The organism is Tsukamurella sputi (genome assembly GCF_007858445.1).
Classification (GTDB): Bacteria; Actinomycetota; Actinomycetes; order Mycobacteriales; family Mycobacteriaceae; genus Tsukamurella; species Tsukamurella sputi.
Window position 1 is genome coordinate 585577 of the sequence record NZ_VIGV01000002.1, and the last position, 21584, is coordinate 607160.

Here is a 21584-nt window from a genome sequence, read left to right on the forward strand (position 1 = left end):
ACGCTACCGGTTCGGCTCCGGCGGCCCTGCGCGCTCCGCCTCCAGCCCTCGTAGCCGCGCGCGGAACCGGGTGAGCATCAGCGTCGCGGTGGTGGCGAGGCCGCAGGTGAGTCCCCACCAGACGCCCGCGGCGCCGAGATCGGCCCAGAAGGCCAGCGCCAGAGCGGCGGGCAGGCCCACCACCCAGTAACCGATGACGGACAGCCGGAATCCCGAGACCGTGTCGCCCAGGCCCCGCAGTAGCCCGACACCGATGTTCTGCGCGGAATCGGCGAACTGCATGACGACACCGATGAGCAGCAGCGACGAGGCGAGCGTGAGCGTGGCCCCGTCACCGTCGCCGTTCAGGAAGGGCGCCAGGACGACTCCCGGGGCGACGAGGTAGCAGGCACCCGAGGCCAGGACCGCGAGCAAGGCGTATCCGAGCGCGAGCCGCGCGACCGCGAGCGCCCGGTGCACGTGCCCCGTGACGACCTGCCTGCTGACCAGGATCGACGACGCCTGCGACAGCCCGATGGCGAGCTGGAAGACGATGAAGGTCACCTGGTAGACCACGTTGTGGGCGGCGAGGGCGGTCTCCGAGATGGCCCCCATGACCAGGGCGAGGACCGAGAACATGCCGGCCTCGCCGGCGTAGGTCGCGGATACCGGCACGCCGAGTCGCGCCAGCGATCGGACGTCGTCCGCGGGAGCCTTCCAGAAGTCGAGCGACAGGTGGGGCGCCAACCGCGGGTCGCGGCGCACCAGTGTCCAGAAGGCGAGGAAGAGCGCGAGGTGCACGAACGAGGTCGCCAGGCCGATGCCCGCGAGTCCGATCGCGGGGAACGGGCCCCAGCCGTGGATGAATGCGAGGTTCAGAGCGGCGTTGAGCGCCACCGCAGCGAGGGTGATACCCAGCATGCCGCGGGGCCGTTGCATACCGACGGTGTACTGGCGGATGACCTGGAACCACAGGCACGGCACGAGCCCCGGCGCAAGGGCGATCAGCATCGGCCGGGCGGCGTCGACGACGGGTCCCGATTGCCCCAGATGCGGCAGGAGCGCCCCGATGCCGACGATGGCGAGCGCCCCCACCACCGCGGCGGCCGTCGCGAGGAGGAAGCCCGCGCGGACGTGCCCGCGCAGGCGGTCGGGGTCGGCACCGTCGGCGTCCGCGGCGGCGACCTGGTTGCCGAGCGGGACGACGAGCCCGACGCCCATGGTGCGGACCTGGTTGAAGATCACCACGGCCAGGCCGCCGCCCGCGAGCGCCTGGACGCCGAGCACGCCCATCATCGCGGTGTCGGTGGTCGACAGCGCGATCTGGGCGAGCTGGGTACCGGCGATCGGGGCCGCCAGCCCGACCAACTGGCGGCGCAGGTAGCGCGGCGCGGAAGCGGGAGCCGTGTTCATCACGGGGAACTGTACTGGCCGGGCGCGTGGATTCCCGAGCGGAATAGGTGAGCCGATCCTGTGTCAGGTTAGGCTAGGCGCACTCACGACCCGACCGGGTCCACGACCTGGTCTTTCGATGGAAGGCAGGCGCATGCCCACGGTGGATCGGCGCGGATTCTTGATCGGCTCGGCGGGTGTCGCCGCGCTCGCGGCCCTGGCGGCGTGCGGCCGCAACGGCGGCTCGGACGGCGCCGGCGACGGTGGCGGCGGCACGCCCCGGCGCGGCGGGACGCTGCGTGTCGGCGCACTCGGCAAGCCGGGGGCGACGCAGCAGGACCCGCACCAGAACCTGTCCAACGACAGCGACTTCCTCATCATGTCGCTGGTCTACGACGCGCTCACGGTCCCGACCAAGGACAAGAACGTCGCACCCCGGCTCGCGAAGAGCTGGGAGCAGTCCGCGGACGGTCGCACCTGGACCTTCACCGTCGCCGACGGGGCGAGGTTCCACGACGGCTCCCCGGTCACCGCGGAGGACGTCGTGTGGTCGTTGCAACGGATCGCGGGCGACAAGACCATCGCCTTCAAGGTCCCGGTGCCCGCCGACCAGGTCAAGGTCGTGGACGGCAGCCGGTTCTCCCTGACCTCGCCACAGCCGAACAGCCAGATCCCCCTGCTGGTCCGCCTGGTGACCTTCGTGATGAAGAAGGGCACGGCACCGTCGGACTGGCAGGGCTCCGGCCCGTTCCGGATGGAGACCTACTCGGCCGGGCGGGCGCGCTTGGTGCGCAACGACTCCTGGCACGGCGGCGCACCGTACCTCGACGCGATCGAGGTGATCCCCTTCGCCTCCGCCGAGGCCATGAGCAACGCGATCCAGAGCGGCGGAATCGATCTCGCGTCCGCCGTGGGCGCCGTCGCCGGCCGCACCGCGGAGACCAACGGTGAGCTGGCGGTGATCCGCCGCGCCAACGACTCGGTGATGCCGATCATCATGCGCACCGCGTCCGGACCGTTCGCGGACCCGAAGGTCCGGGAGGCGATGCGACTGATCGCCGACCGGCGCCAACTGGTCCAGTCCGTCCTGTCCGGCTACGGCGCCGTCGGCAACGACGTGCTCGGGACGGGCGATCCGTTCTACGACCGGTCGCTCCCCCAGCGCACCCGGAACATCGACCGCGCCAAGCAGTTGCTGGCGGAGGCGAAGTTCGACACCGGCCGCAGCTACGACTTCTTCACCATCGACGAGGCCACCGGGCAGGTCGACTCCGCGAAACTGTTCGCCAAGCAGGCCGCCGACGCGGGCGTCACGATCGAGGTCACGGTGCAGGACTCGACCACCTTCTACGACAACACCTGGGGCAAGGCCGACCTGTACAACATGACCTGGGGCACCAACGATTCCGTGGTCTTCTTCGCCGACAAGGTGCTCAAGAAGGACGCGAAGAACAACGAGACCGGCTGGAACGACGCCGCCTTCGAGCAGGCCTACACCGATCTGCTGGCCGCGCGGGACGAGGCGGCGCAGCGGACCGCGTCGACCGCGATGCAGCGGGCCGAGTACGACCGCAGCGGCTACCTCGTGTGGGGCGTGGTCGACGGTGTCGATGTCGCGACCACACGGGTCCGCGGGCTCCCGACCGCTCCGGGCTTCGGCCGGATGCAGCTGGAGAAGGTGTGGCTCTCGTCCTGATCCGCCGCCTCGCGGGGCGCCTGGTGCTACTCGTCGGAGTGCTGGCGGCGGTCTTCGCCGCCGTCGACCTCCTACCGGGGTCGGCGGCCAGGGGCGCCCTCGGCGCGAACGCGACCGAGGACGCCGTCGCGGCGAAGAACGCGGAGCTGGGGATGGACCACGCCTGGCCCGTCCGCTTCGCCCACTGGCTCGCGGGGCTGTTCACCGGCGATCTCGGTACGACGGTGCGAGGCCGGAGCGTGGGCGAACTCGTCGCGGCCGCCCTGCCGGAGACGCTGATCGTCGTGGGCGCGGCGCTCCTGATCACGGTGCCCTGCGCGACCGCGCTGGGAACCTGGTGGGCGATGCGGGCGAAGCCCGGCGCCCGACGGCTCGTCGACGGCCTGACGACGACCTCGATCGCGGTGCCCGAGTTCGTGATCGCGACCGTGCTCATCGTCGTCTTCGCACTGCTGCTCGACGCGCTGCCCGCGGTCACGATCGTGACGGCCGACGGCGGCATCGCGGCTCCCGATATGCGGGTGCTCCCCGTCCTCGCGCTCGCGATCCCGCAGGTCGGATGGAACAGCAGGGTGGTGCACGCCGCCGTCGCCGACCATCGCGGCGACCCGCACGTGACGCAGGCCCTCCTCGACGGGCTCACTCCGTGGCGGGTGACGACGCGGCACGTCCTGCCGATGGCGATCCCCACCATCGCCGCCGCCGCGGCGACCTCCACCGGAATGCTGGTCGGCGGCGCGGTCGTGGTGGAGACGGTGTTCAATCATCCGGGTGTGGGCAACCTGCTCACCGCCGCCGTGACGGACAAGGACTCGGTGACGGCGACCGCGATCGTCGCCCTCGTGGGCGTACTCATCGCCGTGGTCCTCACCGCATCCGACGCCGTGCGGATCATCGTGACGGGGCGTACGGCGTGACCGCGCGGCTCCGCTCCGTCCCGGCCCTGCTGGTCGCGCTGGTCGTCGCCGGGGGCTCCGGGTACGGCGCGCTCACGACCGGATTCGATGCCGGCGCGACGGCCTCCATCCCCTTCGCCGGGCCGAGCGCCGAGCATCTGCTGGGCACCGACAAGCTCGGCCGCGACGTCCTCGACCGGCTCCTCGTCGGCGGCACCGGACTGCTGTTGATCGCCCTGACCCTCGCGGCGGCCGTCACCGTGCTGGGCGCGGTACTCGGGGCGCTCGCCGCACTGCGCCCCGCCGTCGACACGGCTCTGCGTCTCGCGACGGACGGCGCCGTCCTGATTCCCGCGATCCTCGCGATGCTCGTGCTGGGCGCGGCACTGCCCCACGCCGGGGTCGCCGCGATCGGCGTGACCGGCGTCGTTCTGGGGACGCCGTACGCGGCGAAGGTACTGCAGCCCGCCGCGGCGGTCGTCGCCATGAGCGGTCATGTCGAGGCCGCGGAGGGCACCGGCGAGACCGTGCCGCGCCTGATACTCTGCGAGATCCTGCCGTCCATGCGCCGGACCGTGACCGCCGTCTTCGGGCTGCGGATGGTCGAGGCGACCTACCTCGTGGCCACTGCGGCCTTCCTGCACGTACCGACCGGACTCGACGACACGAACTGGGCGCAGTCGGTGCGCGACAACGGCGCCGGCCTGCTCCTGAACCCGTGGGCGGCCCTCGCGCCGGCACTCATGATCGCCGCAACGTCGATCGCGGTGACGCTCGCGACGCGGCGGCCCGGCACCGTCGACCCCGCGGGGGTGGCGGCGTGAGCGCACTCCTGTCCGTCCGCGAGTTCGGCGTGCGCCTCGGCGGCGACGTCCTGCTCGCGCCCGTCAGCCTGGAGCTCGACGCTGGCGCCGTGGTCGCCCTGACGGGCGCGTCGGGATCGGGGAAGTCGACGGTGCTGCGGGCCGTGCTCGGCGCCGTCCCGGCGGGATCCGAGGCCACGGGCGCCATCCGGGTGAGCGGCAGCGATCCGTTCGCTCTCGGGGGCGCGGACCTGCGGCGGTACCGGCGCGAGCTCGTCGCGTACGTCGATCAGGACCCGGCGACCGCGCTCAATCCGACGCACACCGCGGAACGGATCCTGCGCGAACTGTCCGTCGACACGCACACACCCGGCGGGCTCGCCGACCTCGTCGAGCTCGACCGCGCCCTGCTGCGCCGCCGGATCACGGAACTGTCCGGCGGACAGCAACGGCGCGTGGCCCTGGCGCGGGGGCTCGCGAAGGGCGCGCGGCTGCTGCTCGCCGACGAGCCGCTCGCCGGTCTCGACCCGAACGGCCGTACGCGGATGATGCTGCTCCTGCGACGGCTCGCGCGTGAGCAAGGTCTGGCCGTGCTGATGACCGGCCACCTCATCGAGGACTCCCCTATCCGCGATCTCCTCGACGGGATCGTGCGGTTGCCCACACCGCCCCCATCCGGGCCGTCGCGAGTACCGAGTCCCGTCGCGTCGCCGCCGTCCACGACAGCCGGGAGGACGGTGCTCGCGGCGCACCTCGAGTCCGTCGTGTCGCCGGGCGGTGCGATCCTGGCCGAGGACGTCGACCTCTGCTTCCGCTCGGGCCGGCTGATCGGCGTGACGGGTGACTCCGGATGCGGGAAGACCACCGTCGCGCGGGTCCTGGCGGGTCTGCATCGATCCCCGGGCACGCTCACCGTCGACGATGCGGCACTCACCACGGTCGGCAGGCGCAGGCGCTCGCAGCGTCACCTGGTCCAACTCGTCCCCCAGAACGTGCGGGGCACTCTGAATCCGCATCGCACCGTCGACGCGACGCTCCGGCGCCCGCTCGCGCTCCGCCGCACGCCGACCGACCGTTCCACGAGCGTGCGCCACTTACTGCGCCTGGTCGGCCTCGACGACTCGTTCCTCGATCGCACCCCCGACCGGCTGTCCGGCGGTCAGCGGCAGCGGGTCGCGATCGCCCGGGCACTCGCGGCGCAGCCCCGCGTCCTGGTGTGCGACGAGGCGACGTCCGCGCTCGACGCATCGACCGCGGACGGGATCGGCGCCCTGCTGCGCACCGTCGCGACCGAGCAGGACATCGCCGTCGTCCTGATCAGCCACGACCACGATTTCGTCGGCCGGTGGTGCGACGAGATCATCGACGCGACATCCGGGTGGCGGAGCGCAGCCACCTAGCACCCACCGTTTGCCAAGGCAAGCCTAACCAAATGCTATCGTTCCGTCATGACGATCGCACCGCTCCCGACCCGCCGGCGATTCCTCGCGGCAGCCCTCGCCGTCAGCACCGCGGCAGCGCTCGTCGCCTGTGGTTCCGGCGGCTCCGACACCGCGGCCTCCGACACCCGGGTCGTCCGGCACGCGATGGGCGAGACGAAGGTGCCGGTGAATCCGCAGCGGATCGTCGTCATCGACTCCCCGCACACCGATGCCCTCGTCTCGCTGGGCATCACGCCGGTCGGGGCGGCCGTCGCCGCCGCGAACGAGGGCTTTCCCGGCTACCTCCGCGACAAGCTCGACGGGACCGCGAACGTCGGGCTGATCTCCGGCCCGGACATCGAGGAGATCGCCACGCTGCGGCCCGACCTCATCATCGGCTCGAAGGTGCGCCACGAGAAGCTCTACCAGCAGCTCTCCGCCATCGCACCCACCGTGTACTCGGTGGACACGGGCACCAACTGGAAGGAGCAGGCGACCATCACCGCGCAGGCGGTGAACCGCTCCGAGCAGATGACCGAGCAGCTCGCCAAGCTGGACGAGCGGGCCGTCGAGGTCGGGCGGAAGGTGGGTGCCACCGGTGCGTCCGTCTCGATCGTGCGCTGGCGCGCGAACGGCTCCTTCCGGATCTACGGCCCCGAGACCTTCTCGGGCAGTGTGATCACCGCGATGGGCTTTCGCCTCCCGTCGAAGCCGTGGGGCGCCTACTCGATGATCGAGCCCTCGCTGGAGAACTTCGGCGAGATCGACGGCGACTACGTCTTCCACACGCTCGGCGCCGGTTCGGCGGCCACCCGGCAGAGCGTGACCGACCGTTGGGGCGCGCTCCCCGCGGTCGCCGCGAACCGCGCCTTCGCCGTCGACGACGACACCTGGATGGTGGGCATCGGTGTGCTCGGCGCCGGCCGCATCATCGATGACGTGGAGCGGCTGGTGAAGCCCGGAGCGTAATCCCGCCGCTCGCCCGCTCCGCTCAGTAGGGTCGAGCGTGATGACTGCGCCCATTGTGACCACGACCCCGCGCCGACGCCCGCCCGTCCATTGGACGGACTGGGCGCCCATCGCGCTCGCGGTCGTCTCGCTCGTGCTGATCACGTGGATGACCTTCGTGCGGTTGCCGCGACCGCTCTACATCACCGTGCTGTGGATCGACGGTGCCATCTGCGTGGTCTTCCTCCTCGACTTCCTGGCACGCTGGCGGGCCGAGCACTGGTCGCGGAAGTTCCTGCTGCTGCACTGGTACGAGCTGCTCGGCATGGTGCCCGCCTTCGTCGTGACGATGGCGCTGCCGCACGCCTTCAAGTTCCTGCGCATCGTGCTCGTGGTCGCGCGTCTGGCCAGCGCGATCGATCGCGCCTACGGCGACCGGGTGACCGCCGTCATCGTGGCCCGGGCGACCGACACCGTCGTCGATGCGGTCAAGCGCCCGATCACCATCGCCGTGCTCGACGAGGTGGCCGAGGTGCTCAAGACCGGTCACTACACCAAGAACATCGCCGCCGCGCTCGAGGAGAACAAGCCGGAGATGAGCGGCATGATCCTGGAGACCATCAAGAACGACCCGCAGACCAAGAGCGTCAAGTACATCCCCTTCCACGACGAGATCATCCAGCTCATCGTGGACACCACCTTCCGCATGGTGCTGCAGGTGCTCGCCGATCAGCGGACCGACGAGCTCGTCTCGGACATGCTGCGGGAGAACATCGACCAGATCCGCGATTCGGTCAAGCGCAAGGAGGCCGCTGCGGGCAACACCGCCGTGACACCGCCGCCCGCGCCGTAACCCGTCCGTTACGGCGGGGTCATCGCGACCGAACGCGCCGCCAGCACGATTCCTCCAACCCCGCCGCACGGCCGGGGCCGGAAGGGATCCGAAGTGACCGCACTGCAACCCGCGGAGGCCGACGGCGCACCGTCGAACGCACTCCGCGACGCCGCGTCCCGCGAGACGCTCGAGGACTACACCCTGCGGTTCGCGCCGCGGAGCTACCGCAAGTGGGGGCCCGCCGTCGTCGCGACCTCGGCGCTCGGTGGCATAGCGTACCTGGCCGACTTCGCGATCGGCGCGAACATCGGCATCGCGAACGGCACCGGCAACGCGCTGTGGGGCATCGGCTTCTTCGCGCTCGTCATCGTGCTGACCGGCTACCCGCTGGCCTACTACGCGGCGCGGTACAACATCGACCTCGACCTCATCACCCGCGGCAGCGGCTTCGGCTACTACGGCTCCGTGCTCACCAACGTGATCTTCGCGTCGTTCACGTTCATCTTCTTCGCGCTCGAGGGCTCGATCATGGCGCAGGGCCTCGAACTCGGCCTGGGCATCCCCCTCTGGCTCGGATACCTGCTGTCCTCGGTGCTGATCATCCCGCTGGTGATCTACGGCATGAACACGCTCGCGAAGCTGCAGGTGTGGACCACCCCGCTGTGGCTGGTCATGATGGTGCTGCCGTTCGGGTACCTGCTCTTCAAGCACCCGGAGGCCATCGGCGACTTCTTCGCCTTCGGCGGCATCGACACCGCCACCGGCGAACCCCTGCACAAGGGCGTCAGCTTCGCCGGGACCATGCTCGCCGCGGGCGTGTGCCTCTCGCTCATCGCGCAGATCGCCGAGCAGATCGACTACCTGCGCTTCATGCCGCCCAAGACGCCCGAGAACTCGCGGCGCTGGTGGACCGCCGTGATCACCGCCGGCCCCGGCTGGGTCTTCTTCGGCGCCATCAAGCAGATCGTCGGGCTCTTCCTGGCGGTCTACCTGATCGGGATCACCATCGACAACGCCGGCATCGCCAACCAGCCGGTGCACCAGTTCGTGGAGATCTACCAGGACTTCCTCCCGCACTGGCTCGCGCTCACGCTCGCCGTGATCCTGGTGGTCATCAGCCAGATCAAGATCAACGTGACCAACGCCTACTCGGGCTCGCTGGCGTGGACCAACAGCTTCACCCGCGTCACCAAGACCTACCCGGGCCGGCTCGTCTTCCTCGTGTTCAACGTGGTCATCGCGATCGTGCTCATGGAGGCGGACATGTTCAGCTTCCTCAACAACCTGCTGAACTTCTACGCCAACTGCGGCATCGCCTGGATCGTGGCCGTCGCCAGCGACATCGCGATCAACAAGTACCTGCTGAAGATCTCGCCGAAGGTGCCGGAGTTCCGGCGCGGCATGCTCTACAGCGTCAACCCCGTCGGATTCGTCTCGGTGATCGTGGCGGCCGGACTCTCCATCGCCGCGTTCTTCGGGCTCCTGGGCTCCGGCCTGCAGCCCTACTCGCCGCTGGTCGCCCTGGTCCTCGCGCTCGTGCTGCCGCCGGTCCTCGCCATCGCCACCCGCGGCAAGTACTACCTGCGCCGGTCCGACGACGGCATCGACCTGCCGATGTTCGACGAGAACGGCAATCCTTCGGGCGAGAAGCTGCTCTGCTGCGTGACCGGCGTCGAGTTCGAACGGCCCGACATGGTGGCCTCCGCCGTGCCCGGGCCCGACGGCGAGAAGCAGTACATCAGCTCGCTGGCACTCTCGACGGACAAGTCCGGCGCACACGTCCTGCCGGCCGATCCTCCGGTCCGGTAGTCAGGACGCGACGGCTCCATCCCCGTCCGACGGTGCCCCGGCCTCCCCGGTCGGCGCACCGTCGTCGGCGTCGCGCTCCCGCAGGTGCATCAGGATCTCGGCGTGCCCCTGCAGGAAGGCCTTCTCGTCGAGCTTCTTGCGCCGCATCCACCCCGTGACCTCGGAATTGCACTTGCTGGCGTTGCACGAGCGGCACGCCGGTACCACGTTCTGCTGGGTGTACCGCCCGCCGCGGGAGATCGGCAGCACGCAGTCCTTCTGGAAGGGCCCCTCTGCCCCGCAGTACGCGCACACGCCCCACAGTGCGAGGAGCTCGTCCCACTGCGCCGCCGTGAGGTCGTTGTCGGCGGCGGCCACCCGCTTCGCCCGACGGCGGGCGATCCGGGCCTTGCGGGTCCGCGCGCGTGGCGGAGTCGACTTCGGGGGCACGGGCTCACGGTACCCAGTCAAAGCGATACCGATTCGGTAGTTTCCCCTCGGGGACCGGACGAAAGGCCTACGGTCCATTCATGCCTACCTATGAATTCCGCTGCAGCAGTTGCGGACCCTTCGACGCCGTCTTCAGCATGCGCGACGTCCCCGCGACCACGGCGTGTCGCTGCGGCGCTCCGGCGCGTCGTGGCATCACCGCGCCCCGCCTCGGCGCCGGCGCGTCCGGCGCGATGAAGCTGCTCGACGCCACCAAGGCCACAGCGGAACGGCCCGCGGTGGTCGGCGCGCCCGCCGGCCGTCCGCGCGGCGGGGGCGGCGCACCGTCGAACCCCCTGCACGCACGCCTCCCCCGCCCCTGAAACACCCATCCGAAGAAAGGCCCGCTCCATGCCCGAAGTCGTCTTTCCGCTCGATTCCAGTAAGAAGTTCACCGACCAGGAGAAGATCGGCCACAACCGGTGGCACTACGCCATCCCGCCGGCGGTCACCGTCAAGCCGGGTGACACCTTCCGCGTGCACTGCCGGGAGTGGTTCGACGGTGCCATCCACAACGACGACTCGGCCGAGGACATCCTCAATGCGCCGCTGACCACGGTGCACACGCTGTCCGGACCCATCGCGGTCGAGGGCGCGAAGCCGGGCGACCTGCTGATCGTCGACATCGTGGACGTGGGCCCGATCCCGCAGGAGGACAGCGGCCCCCTCGCGGGCCAGGGCTGGGGCTACACCGGCATCTTCGCCAAGGAGAACGGCGGCGGCTTCCTCACCGACCAGTTCCCCGACGCCTACAAGGCGATCTGGGACTTCACCGGCCACACGGCGACGTCGCGGCACGTGCCGCACGTCAGCTTCACCGGCATCATCCATCCGGGCCTGATGGGCACGGCACCGTCGAAGGACCTGCTGGCGCGGTGGAACGCCCGCGAGGCCGCGCTCATCGCGACCGATCCCGACCGCGTGCCGCCGCTCGCGCTGCCGCCCGAGCGAACGACGCCATCCTCGGCACCCTCACCGGCGACGCCTTCACCGCGGCCGCCGCGGAGGCCGCCCGCACCGCGCCGCCGCGCGAGAACGGCGGCAACCAGGACATCAAGAACCTCACGCGCGGCACCCGCGTCTTCTACCCGGTCTTCGTCGACGGGGCGAACCTGTCGGTCGGCGACCTGCACTTCAGCCAGGGCGACGGCGAGATCACCTTCTGCGGCGCCATCGAGATGGGCGGCTTCATCGACCTGCACGTCGACATCATCTCCGGCGGCATGGAGACCTACGGCGTGAGTGAGAACGCGATCTTCCTGCCCGGCGGCGACGTCGGCCCGCGGTACGAGCAGTTCCTCGCCTTCTCGGGCACGTCGGTCACCCTGGACGACGAGCAGCGCTACCTGGACAGCCATCTGGCGTACCAGCGCGCCTGCCTGCACGCGATCGACTACCTCACGAAGTTCGGCTACAGCCCGGAGCAGGCCTACCTGCTGCTCGGCGCGGCGCCGATCGAGGGCCGCCTCTCGGGCGTGGTCGACATCCCGAACTCCTGTGCCACGGTGTACATCCCGACGTCGATCTTCGACTTCGACGTGACGCCGGGCAAGGACGGTCCGACCCGGATCGACCCCGGCCAGGGGGCACCGCGCGCGTCGCGGTGATACCCGACCCCGCATCCGACGACGGCCGAGCCGCGGAGGCCCGTGAAGGGCTCCGCGGCTCGGCCGCTGCGTCGGATCAGTGCGGGATCGGCAGGCCGGGCGGGATGGTGATGGTGCGCGGCGCGCCCGGAGGCAGATCGATGCCCGGAGGAATGACCACCGTCGTCGGGTAGGGCTGCTGCGTGGTGGTCGGGGCGACGGTGGTGGTCTCCGCCGTCGGGTACGCCGTGGCGGGCGGTGTGTACGGCGCGGTGTACGGCTGCTGCGGCGGCACCGCGCCCGTCGTGGGTGCGGTCGTGGTGGCGGCAGCCGAGGAGGCGCTCGCCGACGCGGACACCGAGCTGGACGGCGCGCTCTGCGTCGCGGACGGGTTCACGGTGAACGAGGGAACCGATTCGGGGGCCGACGGGGCGCAGGCGACGGCCGCGCCGCAGGCCGCGACGACGGCCGCACCGGCGAGAGTCCGGCGGAGCATGGTCGTGCTCGTAATCACAGTGAATGCCATATGCAACATCCGATCGTATTCGGCCGCGCAATGCAAGCCCGGTCACGCCGGCGCGGTGCCCACCCGCTCCCACCGGTCCCCCTGGAAGCGCAGCACCACCGCGGCGCACCGCAGCACCATGAACGCCGCGAGGCCGGACCAGATCCCCGCCAGGCCCCAGCCGAGTGCGTAGGAGAGCCAGATCAGCGGCAGGAAGCCGACGAGCGCCGCCGCCATCGTCGCCGTCCGCAGGTAGGCGGCGTCGGAGGCGCCCAACAGTACACCGTCGAGCGCGAAGACCACGCCCGCGATCGGGATCATCCCCACCAGGAACCACCACGGAACCGCCAGCGCGTCGAGCACCGCGGGATCGGAGGTGAAGACGCGTGGAAGCGTGCCGTGGAGCGCGGCGAGGCCGGTGGCGATGACCACGGCGAAGAGCGTCGACCACGCGGTCACGCGGCGTCCCAGGGAGCGTGCCGCAGTGGCGTTCCCACTGCCCAGCGCCGCGCCCACCAGCGTCTGGGCCGCGATCGCGAGCGAATCCAGCACGAGCGCCACGAAGTTCCACAGCTGCATCGCGATCTGGTGCGCGCCCACGTACTGGGCGCCCGTCCGCGCCGCGACGGCGCCGGCGGAGACGAAACAGACCTGGAAGGACAGGCTGCGAACGATCAGGTCGCGCCCGAGCACCAACTGGGCGCGGATCAGCGCGGGCCGGGGCCGCAGCTCCGCGACGGAGCCGCCGGGACCGCCGCCCGCGGCGCGGACGACCGCGCCGAGGAAGAGCATGCCGCTCACGATCTGGCCGGTCAGGTTCGCCCACGCGGATCCGAGCAGTCCCAGTGCGGGCGCGCCGCCCCAGCCGAAGACCAGGACCGGGCACGCCACCGTCGACAGGCCCAGCCCCACCAGGACGAAGACGAGCGGGGCACGGGGTCGTTGCACGCCGCGCAGCCACCCGTTCCCGGCCATCGTGACCAGGATCAGCGGGATGCCGAAGGACGCCACCCGGAGCCAGGACTCGGCGGCCGTCGCGATCTCCTCGCGACCGGCGACCGCCCTCGTCACCGGACCCGCGAAGCCCTGGACGAGCGCCAGCAGCACGCCGCCGACGACCAGCGCGATCCACGTCGCCTGCACGCCCTCGACGACGGCACCGTCGGGATCGCCGGCGCCGAACCTGCGGGCGGACCGCGAGGTGGTGCCGTAGGAGAGGAAGGTGAGCTGCGTGGAGACGGTGGCCAGGATCAGTCCACCCACCGCGAGGCCGGCCAGCGGCAGCGCTCCGAGGCGGCCGATGACGGCCGTGTCCCACAGCAGGTAGAGGGGCTCGGCGGCGAGCACCCCGAGCGCCGGCAGCGCCTGCCCGACGATGCGGCGGCCGAGCCCGGCGGGCACGGCGGCGGTCTCGGTCATGCGGGTCCCGTCAGACCCGCGCGAGGAAGGCGGACACCACGTCGTCACCGGTACCGGTGGCGGAGTAGCCCGCGGCGAGCCGGTGGCCACCGCCGCCGAATCCGCGCGCGAGTTCCGAGACGTCGAGATCCGTGCGGGCCCGCAGCGAGGCGGACCACTCACCGCTGTCGCTCTCCTTGAACAGCGCCGCGACCTCGCAGTCCTCCGCCGTGCGCAGCAGGTCGATGAGCGACTCCGCAGCGTCCCAGCCCAGCGGGCCGCGATCGACGGCACGGCACACCGCGTAGACGGCGCCACGGCCGCCGAAGGCCTCGGGCACCGCCTTCGCGGACCCGAGCACCGCCGCGACCATCGAGAACCAGGCGCGGGGATGGCTGTCGAGGAGGTCCCGGGCGAGTGCGCGTCCCTGCGCACCCGCGGCGAGGAGCCGCCCCGCCATGACGTGACCGGCGGGTGTCGACCAGCGGAACGATCCGGTATCGGTGACCAGGCCCGCGTACAGGCAGTCGGCCGTTCCCGGATCCAGCTCGGCACCGAGCGCGTCGATCACCGCGAGCACCAGCTCGGTGGTGCAGTTCGCCGCGGGGTCGACCAGGTCGACGGTGCCGAAACCGGGATTCGTCGCGTGATGGTCGATGACCACCCGGACGGGGTGGGCGTTGAAGGACTCCTCGAGTCCGGCGAGCCGCTCCGCGCTGGCGCAGTCGACCGCCACGGCGACGTCCGCGTCGGCGAGCGGCGCTCCGAAGTCGTCGACGCCGGGGAGCCCGCCGATGCCCGACGGCAGGGCCGGGCCCGGATGGCTCACGCTCACCTCGACGCCGCGGGCGCGCAGGACACGGGCCAGCCCCAGACCGGAGCCCAGAGTGTCCGCATCAGGACGCACGTGGCAGTACACCGCCACGCGGCGCGCACCGTCGAGTGCCGCCGCAACGGCAGCGGCATCGGTCACCGTGCGTCCCCGGCCGATTCGTCGCCCGGATCCTCGTCGTCGTCGTGCTTGTACGGGTCCGCCTCGCCCGCGGGCTTCGCGGTGGCCGCCACGGCGGCGACGCGCTCGTCCTGCTCGCGGGCCTTGGCGAGCAGCGCCTCCATGTTCGCGACCGCCGCGGGCACACCGTCGAGCTCGAAGCGCAGCGTGGGGGTGAACCGCACGCCCGTGCCCGCACCGACTTTGCTGCGGAGCTGCCCCCGGGCCTTCTCCAGGCCGGCGGCGGCCGCCTCGTAGTCCGGCTCGACGTCGAGCGTCGGCCCCATGACGGTGTAGAAGACGGTCGCGTCGTGCAGATCGTTCGTCACGCGGGTGTCGGTCACCGTCACGTAATCGAGCCGCGGGTCCTTGATGTCGTGCTCGATCGCGGTCGCGACGATGGTCCCGATCCGCTTGGCGAGCCGAGCGGCCCGTGCGGGGTCAGCCATGGCCAGTCCTCCCTGTACGTGGAACGAAGAATTCATCGGACGGTGTGTCACCGATGGAGTAGCGAGCATATCCCGGTGCGGTGGGATCGCGTCGGCACCTGCGTCGAGGACGCTCAATCCTCGGGACCGAAGAGCCGCCGCCGCACCGACAACAGCTCGATCTCGGGACGCGCGGCGACGGTGCGCTCGCACCGGTCGAGGATCTCGACCACGTGCGCGTGGTCCGGACCGACGACGCCGACTCCGAGGACGGCGCGCCGGTGCAGGTCCTGCTCACCGACCTCGGCCGCGCTGACGGAGAACCGTCGCAACTCGGCGAGGATCGGCTTGATCACGGACCGCTTGTGTTTGAGCGAATGCACATCGCCCAGCAGGAGATCGAACTCCAGTGCACCTAGGAACATCGTTCGGGCCAACCCGGCCCTGGGGATGAAGGAGTCCCCGGGGCCGGGTGCTGGTGCACCCGGCCCGGGACCCGTGACTAATCGCGCGGCTTCTCGACCAGCTCGTAGGTCTCGATGACGTCGCCGACCTTGATGTCCGAGTACGAGAGCGTCAGACCGCATTCGTAGCCCTCGCGGACCTCGGTCGCGTCGTCCTTCTCGCGCTTGAGCGAGGTGACCGTGAGGTTCTCGGCCACCACCGTCGAATCGCGCAGCAGGCGGGCCTTCGCGTTGCGGCGCATGATGCCCGACTGGACCATGCAACCCGCGATGTTGCCCACCTTGGACGACTTGAAGATCGCGCGGATCTCGGCCTGGCCGAGCTCCTTCTCCTCGTAGACCGGCTTGAGCATGCCCTTGAGCGCGGCCTCGACCTCGTCGATCGCCTGGTAGATCACCGAGTAGTACCGGATCTCCACACCCTCGCGGTTGGCGAGCTCCGTGGCCTTGCCCTCCGCGCGGACGTTGAAGGCGATGATGATCGCGTTCGACGCCGACGCCAGGTTGACATTGGTCTCGGTGACGCCACCGACACCGCGGTCGATGACGCGCAGCTGCACCTCGTCGTCGATCTCGATGCCGAGCAGGGCCTCCTCGAGGGCCTCGACGGTACCGGAGTTGTCGCCCTTGAGGATGAGGTTGAGCTGGCTCGTCTCCTTGAGCGCGGCATCCAGATCCTCGAGCGAGACGCGCTTGCGCGAGCGGGCCGCCAGGGCGTTGCGCTTGCGCGCCGCGCGCCGGTCGGCGATCTGCCGGGCGATGCGGTCCTCATCGACCACGAGCAGGTTGTCGCCTGCACCGGGGACCGACGTGAAGCCGATGACCTGGGCCGGACGCGACGGGGTCGCCTCCGTGATGTCGTCGCCGTTCTCGTCGACCATGCGTCGGACGCGGCCGTAGGCGTCGCCCGCCACGATCGAGTCGCCGACCCGCAGCGTGCCGCGCTGGATCAGCACGGTGGCCACGGGGCCGCGGCCGCGGTCGAGGTGCGCCTCGATGGCCACCCCCTGCGCGTCCATGTCGGGGTTCGCCCGCAGGTCGAGCGAGGCGTCGGCCGTCAGCAGCACCGCTTCGAGCAGCGCCTCGACGTTCGTGCCCTGCTTCGCGGAGATGTCGACGAACATCGTGTCGCCGCCGTACTCCTCGGGGATCAGGCCGTACTCGGTGAGCTGGCCGCGGATCTTCTCCGGCTGCGCGCCCTCCTTGTCGATCTTGTTCACCGCCACGACGATCGGCACGTCGGCCGCCTGCGCGTGGTTGATGGCCTCCACCGTCTGCGGCATGACGCCGTCGTCGGCCGCGACCACGAGGATCGCGAGGTCGGTGGCCTTCGCACCGCGGGCACGCATGGCGGTGAACGCCTCGTGACCCGGGGTGTCGATGAACGTGATCAGGCGCTCGTTGCCCTCGAGCTCCGTGAGCACCTGGTAGGCGCCGATGTGCTGCGTGATGCCGCCGGCCTCGCCCTCGCGGACGTTGGCCTTGCGGATCGTGTCGAGCAGTCGGGTCTTACCGTGATCGACGTGACCCATGACGGTGACCACCGGCGGACGGTACTCGAGGTCCTCCTCGCCGCCCTCGTCCTCGCCGTAGGTGAGGTCGAAGCTGTCGAGCAGCTCGCGGTCCTCGTCCTCGGGGCTGACGACCTGGACGACGTAGTTCATCTCCTCGCCCAGCAGCACGAGGGTCTCCTCGTTCACCGACTGAGTGGCGGTGACCATCTCGCCCAGGTTGAACAGCGCCTGGACCAGCGACGCCGGGTTCGCGTCGATCTTCTCGGCGAAATCGCTCAGCGACGCGCCGCGGGCGAGACGGATCGTCTCGCCGGCGCCGCGCGGCAACCGGACGCCACCGGCGATCGGCGCCTGCATGTTCTCGTACTCGGCGCGTTTCGCCCGCTTCGACTTACGGCCACGACGCGGGGCGCCACCGGGACGACCGAAGGCACCCGCGGTGCCGCCGGGACGGCCACGACCGCCGCCGCCACCGGGACGACCGCGGAAACCACCTGCGGGAGCACCAGTACCGGTACCGCCGCCGGGCCCACCGCGGTAGCCGCCACCGCCACCGGGACGCCCACCGGGCCCGCCGCGGCCACCGGGGCCGGGACGGCCCTGAGCGGCCGGACGCGCCGCCCGCGCGGGCATCGCACCCGGGTTCGGGCGCGGGGGCATGCTGCCGGGGGTCGGACGCGGGCCACCGGGACCGGCCGCGGGACGACCGCCCTGCGGACGGGGACCACCCTGGCCGGGAGCCGGACGGGCGCCGCCCTGCGGACGAGGACCGCCCTGGCCGGGAGCCGGACGGGCGCCGCCCTGCGGGCGCGGGCCACCGGGGCCCGGCTGCGGACGGGGCGCGCGCTCGACGGGAGCCTGCGAGGAGAACGGGTTGTTGCCCACCTTCGGCGTGCGCGGGCCGGGCTTGGGGCCGGCCGGACGCGGTGCCGGGCGTGCGGCGGGAGCCGCGGGGCGCGCCTCGGGCGCCGACGGTGCGGCGCTCGCGGCGGGAGCCGCCGGTGCGGCGGGCTCCGGAGCCGGCTCGGGCGCGGCCGGCGCCGCGGGGCGCGGGCCGGGTCGAGCCGAGGTCGGACGGGGTGCATCCGCGGCGGGCGCCGACGGTGCGGGGGTGCTCGCGGCCGCGGGGCCGGGCTTACGTGCCGGTGCGGGGCCCGGCTTGGCGGAGTCGGACTTCGATCCGTACGACTCGCGCAGGCGTCGCGCGACGGGTGCTTCCACCGTCGACGACGCGGACTTCACGAACTCGCCCTGCTCACTGAGCCGTGCGAGAACTTCCTTGCTGGTGACACCGAGTTCTTTAGCCAACTCGTGCACGCGGGCCTTGCCTGCCACTCTTCTCCTCAAATGTGAGGTCGAGGGCATCACTGGTCCCGCCGACCTCGGTTAGTTACTCCGATTGCCGTTCATCGCTGGTGCTTCACGGTGTGCTCATGTCTTCAGCTCGATTCCTTCATCTCCGAGTAGGTCGGCCTTGGGAAAGACCTACCGTCTTCAGACCGCTCATCATCATAGCGCGTCGTGGCAAGTCGTTTCACTCCAGGGAGTCGTCCAACGGCCCCGAAACCCGCAGCGCCCGGCGGAACGCGTTCCTCTTCCGGGCCTGCTCCCGGCAGCGGGGGTCGTCGTGCAACCACGCGCCCCGCCCCGGGAGGCGGTGCCGCACGTCCACGACGACGGTCCGCGCACCGTCGACCGGTGCGGAGGCGACCACCCGGATCAGCTCGCCCGCGGGGGCCCGGCGCCGGCACCCGATGCAGGTGCGGACCGGCTCACTCACTTCGGGTCAGCGCCCTCCGCGTCGGAGCGGATGTCGATCCGCCAGCCGGTGAGGCGCGCGGCGAGGCGGGCGTTCTGGCCCTCCTTGCCGATCGCGAGGCTCAGCTTGAAGTCCGGCACCACCACGCGGGCGGCCTTCTCCTTGGGGTCGACGATGGTGACCGAGACCACCGAGGACGGCGACAGGGCGTTGCCGACGAAGACGGCCGGGTCGTCGTCGTAGGAGATGATGTCGATCTTCTCGCCCTCGAGGTCGCTCATCACGTTGCGCACGCGCTGGCCCATCGGGCCGATGCAGGCGCCCTTGGCGTTGAGCCCCGCGACCGAGGTGCGCACCGCGATCTTCGACCTGTGACCGGCCTCGCGCGCCACGGACGTGATCTCGACGCTGCCGTCGGCGATCTCGGGCACCTCGAGCGCGAAGAGCTTCTTCACCAGGTTCGGGTGCGTGCGCGAGAGGGTGATCTGCGTGCCGCGCTGGCCTCGGCTGACGCCGACGACGTAGAACTTCATCCGGTCGCCGTGCTCGTAGCTCTCCCCCGGAACCTGCTCCGCCGGGGGCAGCAGGCCCTCGTGTCCCTCGCGCTCACTGCCGATGCGCACCACGACGAATCCGCGTGCGGCGGCACGGGCGTCGGCCTGCACGACACCGGAGACGACCTCGCCCTCGTACACGGCGAACTCGCCGAAGGTGCGGTCGTTCTCGGCGTCGCGGAGCCGCTGGGTGATCAGCTGCCGCGCCGAGTCGGCGGCGATGCGGCCGAAGCCCTCGGGGGTGTCGTCCCACTCGGTGATGATGTTGCCGTCGGCGTCGATCTCCTGCGCCATCACCTTCACCGCGCCGGTGCGGCGGTCGACGTCGATCCGCGCGTGCGGCTCGTGCCCGTCGGTGTGCTTGTACGCGGTGAGGAGCGCCACCTGGATCGCCTCGATGACCGTGTCGACCGAGATGTCCTTCTCCGCCTCGATCGCCCGCAGGGTCGCCATGTCGATGTTCACTTCGTCCTCATTCCTCGTTCGCCGCACCTGCGGCGTCGTCGCCCGTCAGGTCCGCCGGCTCGGCGCCCGACTCCACGCGCCCGGGCGTGATGCCCGAGAGCTCCATCTCCTTGGGATTCGGACGGCGGAACTCGACCCGGACGGCGGCCGCGGCCACCTCGTCCAGCGCGAGCTCGCGCGTCGTCGGGGCGGATCCCTTCGCCCCCGGCAGTACGACGGTGACCCGGGTCCCGTCGTCCGACAACGGCCCGATCCGGGCCAGCAGGTTCGTCCCGTCGGTCAGCTCGATCGCCGCCTGGCGGCCGCGGGCGCGGCGCCAGTGGCGGGGCTCGACGAGCGGGCGCTCGGCGCCGGGCGTGGTGACCTCGAGGGTGAACGCCTGCCCGCCGAAGACCTCGTCGGCGTCGTCGACCGCCGCGGAGAGGGTGCGCGCCACCTCCGCGAGTTCGTCGAGGGTGGGTCCGGCGTCGCTGTCCACGACCACCGCGATGGTGGATTTGCTGCCCGCGTTGTTGATCTTCAGCTGCTCGAGATCGAGTCCGGCCGCGTCCAGGTGGGGCGCGAGGACGGCCTTCACCGCCGATTCGTCGTAAGCCATACGCGCCTCCCTGTGAAATTGTCACCGGACGTGCCCGGTGTCGAACGCTCCGAACAGTGTACCCGGGCGCGCCGCTAGACTCGCCCCGTGATCGTCCCTCCACCGCGCCGCGACCAGGCTTTGCAGTCGCGTCCCGGCATCGACCGCCGCACCGTCCTGACGTCCGCCCTCCTCGCAGGGGGCGCACTCGTGGGCGCGGGCGCCCTCGCCGGGTGCACGACGCCCGAGGACCGCGCCGACGACCCGCAGGCCGTGCGCCTGCAGGCCGCCGCCGCCCAGGCACAGGCCGATGCCGACGCCGCGCGAGGGCTCGCAGTGCTCGACGGTGCCGCCGGGCCGCAGCTGCGGGTCATCGCGGATCAGCGCGGCCAGCACGCCTCGGCGTTGGCCGATGAGCTGTCGCGGTACGTCCAGCGGACCACGTCCGTGACTGCCGCACCGTCATCGACCCCCGCACCGCCGTCGCCGCTGACCCGGCAGTCGTTGCACGCCCAATTGGTCCGATCGGCGAAGGACGCCGGCGACGCCGCGGTCGCGGCGTCCGGGTATCAGGCGGCGCTGCTCGGCTCCGTCGCCGCAGCGACCCGTGTGCACGCCGAGGTGGTGCTCGCATGACCCCTGCGCAGGAGGCGGTCGCCGCCGCCGTGAAGTCCGAGCACGCCGCCGTGTACCTGTACGGCCTCGTCGAGGCCTACGCCGCGCCCACGCGGAAGACCGAGATCGCGACCTACGCCGCGGAGCACCGCTCGCAGCGCGACGCGCTCGTCCGAGTGCTCAGCGCCGCCGGCGTCGAGGTGCCCGTCGCGGCGCCGGCGTACGCGCCGCCGGAACCCGTGACCGACCCCGTCAGCGCGGCGAAGGTCGCCGCGGCCGCGGAGGACGATGTCGCGGCCGCACACCGGAACGTGCTCTCCCAGGCCGACGGTGACGGCATCCGCCACCTCGGCGTCACCGGTCTCGGCGGCGCCGCGGTCCGCGGCGCGCGGTGGCGCGTGGCGCTCGGGGTCTCCCCCGTGACCACGCCCTTCCCCGGTATCCGCACCTGACGTTCCCTTTCCCTGCCTTTACACTCGGG

21 protein-coding genes and 1 pseudogene are annotated in these 21584 nt (G+C 71.4%); 11 read left to right on the top strand and 11 right to left on the bottom strand.

What is annotated here, in order from left to right; all coding sequences use genetic code 11:
* Positions 1-3: 3 nt before the first annotated feature.
* Complete coding sequence (locus FK268_RS08020; RefSeq protein ID WP_146432891.1) at positions 4-1392, bottom strand: MATE family efflux transporter; 1389 nt, start codon at positions 1390-1392, stop codon at positions 4-6.
* Positions 1393-1525: 133 nt separating this feature from the next.
* Between FK268_RS08020 and FK268_RS08025 the strand changes: the two genes are divergently transcribed.
* The 7 genes from FK268_RS08025 to FK268_RS08055 all read left to right on the top strand — a co-directional run bounded on the left by FK268_RS08025 (position 1526) and on the right by FK268_RS08055 (position 9779).
* Positions 1526-3067, top strand: coding sequence for an ABC transporter substrate-binding protein (locus FK268_RS08025; RefSeq protein ID WP_146432893.1), 1542 nt, complete (start codon positions 1526-1528; stop codon positions 3065-3067).
* The gene (locus FK268_RS08030) at positions 3052-3984 is read left to right on the top strand and encodes an ABC transporter permease (RefSeq protein ID WP_146432894.1); all 933 of its coding nucleotides are present in this window, start codon (positions 3052-3054) and stop codon (positions 3982-3984) included. The genes FK268_RS08025 and FK268_RS08030 overlap by 16 nt, the downstream gene beginning before the upstream one ends.
* On the top strand, positions 3981-4787 hold the full coding sequence (locus tag FK268_RS08035) for an ABC transporter permease subunit (protein WP_146432896.1): 807 nt from the start codon (positions 3981-3983) through the stop codon (positions 4785-4787). The genes FK268_RS08030 and FK268_RS08035 overlap by 4 nt, the downstream gene beginning before the upstream one ends.
* Positions 4784-6166 (top strand): ABC transporter ATP-binding protein, encoded by a 1383-nt coding sequence (locus FK268_RS08040; RefSeq protein WP_146432898.1) that lies wholly within the window; start codon positions 4784-4786, stop codon positions 6164-6166. The genes FK268_RS08035 and FK268_RS08040 overlap by 4 nt, the downstream gene beginning before the upstream one ends.
* Before the next feature lie 48 nt (positions 6167-6214).
* Entirely contained in the window at positions 6215-7156 is a 942-nt protein-coding gene (locus FK268_RS08045; RefSeq protein WP_193560252.1) for an ABC transporter substrate-binding protein, read from the top strand.
* A gap of 40 nt (positions 7157-7196) precedes the next feature.
* A complete protein-coding gene (locus FK268_RS08050) occupies positions 7197-7988 on the top strand; it encodes an ion transporter (protein WP_146432900.1) in 792 nt (263 codons plus the stop codon).
* 93 nt (positions 7989-8081) lie between these two features.
* Positions 8082-9779 (top strand): purine-cytosine permease family protein, encoded by a 1698-nt coding sequence (locus tag FK268_RS08055; protein WP_146432901.1) that lies wholly within the window; start codon positions 8082-8084, stop codon positions 9777-9779.
* Here FK268_RS08055 and FK268_RS08060 read toward each other — a convergent pair whose 3' ends face one another.
* Entirely contained in the window at positions 9780-10208 is a 429-nt protein-coding gene (locus FK268_RS08060) for an HNH endonuclease (RefSeq protein WP_231706978.1), read from the bottom strand. It abuts the gene before it with no gap.
* Between the two features lie 80 nt (positions 10209-10288).
* On the opposite strand from FK268_RS08060, the gene FK268_RS08065 reads away from it, so the two are divergent.
* Together FK268_RS08065 and fmdA are read left to right on the top strand one after the other, a co-directional pair.
* A complete protein-coding gene (locus FK268_RS08065) occupies positions 10289-10570 on the top strand; it encodes an FmdB family zinc ribbon protein (RefSeq protein ID WP_146432905.1) in 282 nt (93 codons plus the stop codon).
* A gap of 28 nt (positions 10571-10598) precedes the next feature.
* Positions 10599-11854, top strand: a pseudogene (gene fmdA, locus FK268_RS08070) (formamidase).
* A gap of 76 nt (positions 11855-11930) precedes the next feature.
* On the opposite strand, the gene FK268_RS08075 reads toward fmdA, so the two are convergent.
* From FK268_RS08075 to rimP, 9 genes are all read right to left on the bottom strand, one after another.
* Positions 11931-12329: a hypothetical protein gene (locus tag FK268_RS08075; RefSeq protein WP_146432907.1), complete on the bottom strand. Its 399-nt coding sequence runs from the start codon at positions 12327-12329 to the stop codon at positions 11931-11933.
* A 72-nt stretch (positions 12330-12401) separates the two neighbouring features.
* A complete protein-coding gene (locus FK268_RS08080) occupies positions 12402-13757 on the bottom strand; it encodes an MATE family efflux transporter (RefSeq protein ID WP_146432909.1) in 1356 nt (451 codons plus the stop codon).
* 10 nt (positions 13758-13767) lie between these two features.
* A complete protein-coding gene (locus FK268_RS08085; protein WP_231706979.1) occupies positions 13768-14709 on the bottom strand; it encodes a DHH family phosphoesterase in 942 nt (313 codons plus the stop codon).
* Positions 14706-15176: a 30S ribosome-binding factor RbfA gene (gene rbfA / locus FK268_RS08090; RefSeq protein WP_146432913.1), complete on the bottom strand. Its 471-nt coding sequence runs from the start codon at positions 15174-15176 to the stop codon at positions 14706-14708. Before rbfA ends, FK268_RS08085 begins: the two co-directional genes overlap by 4 nt.
* Before the next feature lie 113 nt (positions 15177-15289).
* Positions 15290-15580 carry a DUF503 domain-containing protein gene (locus FK268_RS08095; RefSeq protein WP_146432915.1) on the bottom strand — a complete coding sequence of 97 codons (291 nt, stop codon included), beginning with the start codon at positions 15578-15580 and terminating at the stop codon, positions 15290-15292.
* 77 nt (positions 15581-15657) lie between these two features.
* The gene (gene infB, locus FK268_RS08100) at positions 15658-18468 is read right to left on the bottom strand and encodes a translation initiation factor IF-2 (protein WP_146432917.1); all 2811 of its coding nucleotides are present in this window, start codon (positions 18466-18468) and stop codon (positions 15658-15660) included.
* Positions 18469-18667: 199 nt separating this feature from the next.
* A complete protein-coding gene (locus tag FK268_RS08105; protein WP_146432919.1) occupies positions 18668-18913 on the bottom strand; it encodes a YlxR family protein in 246 nt (81 codons plus the stop codon).
* A complete protein-coding gene (gene nusA, locus FK268_RS08110; RefSeq protein ID WP_146432921.1) occupies positions 18910-19911 on the bottom strand; it encodes a transcription termination factor NusA in 1002 nt (333 codons plus the stop codon). Before nusA ends, FK268_RS08105 begins: the two co-directional genes overlap by 4 nt.
* 7 nt (positions 19912-19918) lie before the next feature.
* Positions 19919-20509 carry a ribosome maturation factor RimP gene (gene rimP, locus FK268_RS08115; RefSeq protein ID WP_146432923.1) on the bottom strand — a complete coding sequence of 197 codons (591 nt, stop codon included), beginning with the start codon at positions 20507-20509 and terminating at the stop codon, positions 19919-19921.
* An 87-nt stretch (positions 20510-20596) separates the two neighbouring features.
* Between rimP and FK268_RS08120 the strand changes: the two genes are divergently transcribed.
* Together FK268_RS08120 and FK268_RS08125 are read left to right on the top strand one after the other, a co-directional pair.
* Complete coding sequence (locus tag FK268_RS08120) at positions 20597-21124, top strand: hypothetical protein (protein ID WP_146432925.1); 528 nt, start codon at positions 20597-20599, stop codon at positions 21122-21124.
* Positions 21121-21555 carry a DUF4439 domain-containing protein gene (locus tag FK268_RS08125; RefSeq protein WP_146432927.1) on the top strand — a complete coding sequence of 145 codons (435 nt, stop codon included), beginning with the start codon at positions 21121-21123 and terminating at the stop codon, positions 21553-21555. The genes FK268_RS08120 and FK268_RS08125 overlap by 4 nt, the downstream gene beginning before the upstream one ends.
* Positions 21556-21584 lie beyond the last annotated feature (29 nt).

Coding starts and splice junctions, on each gene's coding strand:
- FK268_RS08025 (WP_146432893.1), top strand. CDS start 1,526: ATGCCCACGGTGGATCGGCGCGGATTCTTGATCGGCTCGGCGGGTGTC.
- FK268_RS08045 (WP_193560252.1), top strand. CDS start 6,215: ATGACGATCGCACCGCTCCCGACCCGCCGGCGATTCCTCGCGGCAGCC.
- FK268_RS08125 (WP_146432927.1), top strand. CDS start 21,121: ATGACCCCTGCGCAGGAGGCGGTCGCCGCCGCCGTGAAGTCCGAGCAC.
- FK268_RS08050 (WP_146432900.1), top strand. CDS start 7,197: ATGACTGCGCCCATTGTGACCACGACCCCGCGCCGACGCCCGCCCGTC.
- FK268_RS08080 (WP_146432909.1), bottom strand. CDS start 13,757: ATGACCGAGACCGCCGCCGTGCCCGCCGGGCTCGGCCGCCGCATCGTC.
- FK268_RS08065 (WP_146432905.1), top strand. CDS start 10,289: ATGCCTACCTATGAATTCCGCTGCAGCAGTTGCGGACCCTTCGACGCC.
- FK268_RS08075 (WP_146432907.1), bottom strand. CDS start 12,329: ATGCTCCGCCGGACTCTCGCCGGTGCGGCCGTCGTCGCGGCCTGCGGC.
- rimP (WP_146432923.1), bottom strand. CDS start 20,509: ATGGCTTACGACGAATCGGCGGTGAAGGCCGTCCTCGCGCCCCACCTG.
- FK268_RS08095 (WP_146432915.1), bottom strand. CDS start 15,580: ATGTTCCTAGGTGCACTGGAGTTCGATCTCCTGCTGGGCGATGTGCAT.
- FK268_RS08020 (WP_146432891.1), bottom strand. CDS start 1,392: ATGAACACGGCTCCCGCTTCCGCGCCGCGCTACCTGCGCCGCCAGTTG.
- rbfA (WP_146432913.1), bottom strand. CDS start 15,176: ATGGCTGACCCCGCACGGGCCGCTCGGCTCGCCAAGCGGATCGGGACC.